Here is a 3,020-nt window from a genome sequence, read left to right on the forward strand (position 1 = left end):
CCGCGTCAGCAGCGGGGCTGCGGCCAGGGCCAGAACGCTGCGCCGCGTGGGGCGTGCCGGGGATGCGGGATTGCGCGTGTACATGAAGTCTCCTCTCAAAGCTGTCTCAGCAGTCGTCGGTGGCGGCCCGCTGCCGCGGGCCGGAAAAATCAATCAAGCTTCGCGCCGGCTTCTTCCACCAGCGCCTTCCAGATCGGCATGTCGCGCTGGTAGTTCTCGCGGAAGGCCTGCGGGCTGTTCATCAGCGGCATGAAACCTGCGCCCACGGTGCGCTCCAGCACCTTGGGGTCCTTGGCGATTTCGCGCAGGTGGCCGTAGAGCTGGTCCACGATCTCCTTGGGCACGCCGGCCGGCGCGCCCATGGCCACCCAGCCGTAGATGGCGTAGGCGTCGTCGGTGACGCCCTGTTCATGGATGGTGGGCAGCTTGGGCAGGATTTCCATGCGCTCCTTGCCGGTGACGCCGATGGCCTTGAGCTTGCCCGAGTCGATGAAGGGCTTGGTGTTGAGCGCGCTGGAAAAGCACATCTGCAGCTGGCCGCCGATCAGCTCCTGGATCATGGGCGCCTCGCCCTTGTAGGCGGCGTGGGTCATGTCGGCGTCCATGGTCTTGCTCATGTAGGCACCGGCCAGGTGGGCATACGAGCCCACGCCCCAGGAGCCGTACGAGAGCTTGCCCTTGTTGGCCTTCACGTAGGCCAGCAGTTCCTTCATGTTGTTGGCCGGCACCGAGGGATGGACCACCAGGGTGACGGGCGCCGCCGCGATCTGGGTGACCAGGGCGATGTCCTTTTGCGGGTTGTAGGGCAGCTTGGTGTAGAGGAACTGGTTGATCAGCATGGAGGTGCTGAGCGAGACCAGCAGGGTGTGGCCGTCGGCGGGCGCCTTGACCACGGCGTCCGTGCCCAGGATGCCGGCCGCGCCCGCGCGGTTGTCGATGACCACGGGCTGGCCCACGCGCCTGGCCAGGGCCTCGCCGATAGTGCGCGCAATGATGTCGGTGGCGCCGCCCGCGTTGAAGGGCACGACCACGCGGATGGGCTTGGTGGGCCACGCGGCCGGCTTGCCGGCCTGTGCGAGGGCGCTGGTGGCGCCCGTGGCCAGCAGGCTGGTGCCGCCGATGGCGGCCAGCCCTTGAAGAATGTCGCGGCGTGTGACTTGGTTGCTCATGGCTTTGTCTCCTGGGTGTTGCTGTCTATGGGTGCCGTCTTGGTGCGGCATGCAAACCTGGCGGGTCGGGAGCCGGGCATCAATGGCCCCCGTGGAATCAGTCGCGTGATCGGTCTTCTTATCCCTGTTGCGCGGGGGTCTCGGGCAGGGTCAGCACGCCCTTGGACTGCAGCTGCTGCAGCTGCTCGTCGCTCATGCTCAGCAGCCGGTGCAGCACCTCGCGCGTGCCCTCGCCCAGCGTGGGCGGTGCATGGCGTATGGGCAGGCGCTGGCCGTCCAGGCGGTAGGGCGGCGCGAACACGGGCGTGGTGCCGACCACGGGGTGGGGCATGTCACGCAGCAGGCCGCCACGGCGCGTGCGCTCGCTGGTCAGGGCCTCGTGCAGGCCGGCCACACGGCCGCAGGGGATGCCGGCGGCCGTCAGGCGCTCCAGCAGCAGATCGCGCGGGAAGGAGCGGATCAGTTCCTTGAGCATGGGGCCCAGCTCCAGGCGGTTCTTGGCGCGGTTGACGTTGGTGGAGAACCGCTCGTCCTCGACGATGTCGGGGCGCATCACCACCTGGCGGCAGAACTTGTCGAACTGGGCGTTGTTGCCCACGGCGATGATCAGCGGGCCGTCGGCCGCCTCGTACATGCCGTAGGGAACGATGGAGGGGTGGGCATTGCCGTAGCGCTCGGGGTCATGGCCCAGCTGCATGGCATCCAGGCCGTAGTAGCCGGTGATCATGATGCCGCTGTCGTACAGCGCCATCTCGATGAGGCGGCCCTTGCCCGTGCGCTCGCGGCGGAACAGCGCGGCCAGGATGGCCTGGGCCGCATACATGCCGGTCATGAGATCGACCACGGCCACGCCGAACTTGAGCGGCGGCGTGCCGGCCTCGCCGTTGAGCGCCATGAGGCCGGCCTCGCCCTGGATGACCAGGTCGTAGCCGGGGCGCTTGGCCTCGGGCCCGCTGCTGTCATAGCCGGCCACGGCGCAGTAGATGATGCCGGGCTTGATGGCCTTGAGCTGTTCGTAGCCCAGGCCCAGCTTCTCGGCGCCGCCGGTCTTGAAGTTGTGGATGACCACGTCGAACTGGGGCAGCAGGTCGTGGACGATCTTCACGCCCTCGGGGGTCTGCAGGTCCAGCGTGATGGACCGCTTGTTGCGGTTCATGCTGTTGTAGTAGGTGGTCTCGGTCTTGCCGATGCGCAGGCCCCAGTCGCGCGTGTCGTCGCCGCGGCCCGGGTGCTCGACCTTGACCACTTCGGCGCCGAAGTCGGCCAGCACCATGCCGCACAGCGGCCCCGCGAACACGCGCGAGAGGTCGAGCACGCGCACACCCTCCAGCGGGAAGTCGATGTCCTGGTTCTGATCGTTGTGGCTGTCGGCCATGTGCGTTGTCTCCTTGGAAAGTCTTTTAGGTCTTGAACGGTGTCAGCTGCGCAATTTCGTGAAGTCGGCGCTGCGCTTTTCGAGGAAGGCACCAATGCCTTCGCGCGATTCCTCGCTCTCCTGCGAGCGCACCATGTACTGCGCCTCCAGCTCCAGCTGCTCTTCCAGCGTGTTGCGCGGCGCCTGGCGGCACAGGTCCTTGATCAGGGCCATGGCCTGGTCGGGGCCGGTGGCCACCTGGGCGGCCAGCGCCACGGCGTCGGCCTGGGCCTGGCCCGGTTCGGACAGGCGGTTGACGGGGCCCAGGGCATGCAGGCGCTCGCCGCTGATGCGCTCGCCGGTCAGGCACAGCTCGGTCAGCACCTGGCGCGAGACGAACTCGGCCAGGAAGGCGGTGGCGCCGCCATCGGGCGTGAGGCCGACCTTGACGTAGGCGACCGAGAACACGGCGTTCTTCGCCGCCACCAGCATGTCGC

Annotated in this window: 3 protein-coding genes; all 3 read right to left on the bottom strand. The window is 67.8% G+C overall.

Going from position 1 to position 3,020, the window contains the following annotated elements:
* Positions 1 to 149 precede the first annotated feature (149 nt).
* Complete coding sequence (locus tag L995_RS24640) at positions 150 to 1,169, bottom strand: Bug family tripartite tricarboxylate transporter substrate binding protein (protein ID WP_016450303.1); 1,020 nt, start codon at positions 1,167 to 1,169, stop codon at positions 150 to 152.
* Between the two features lie 118 nt (positions 1,170 to 1,287).
* Positions 1,288 to 2,544 (bottom strand): CaiB/BaiF CoA transferase family protein, encoded by a 1,257-nt coding sequence (locus L995_RS24645; protein ID WP_043789948.1) that lies wholly within the window; start codon positions 2,542 to 2,544, stop codon positions 1,288 to 1,290.
* 42 nt (positions 2,545 to 2,586) lie between these two features.
* On the bottom strand, positions 2,587 to 3,020 hold a 434-nt coding region (locus L995_RS24650; protein ID WP_047474021.1), incomplete at its 5' end, for an enoyl-CoA hydratase-related protein.

It is taken from the genome of Delftia sp. ZNC0008 (assembly GCF_000799035.1).
GTDB lineage: Bacteria > Pseudomonadota > Gammaproteobacteria > Burkholderiales > Burkholderiaceae_C > Comamonas > Comamonas tsuruhatensis.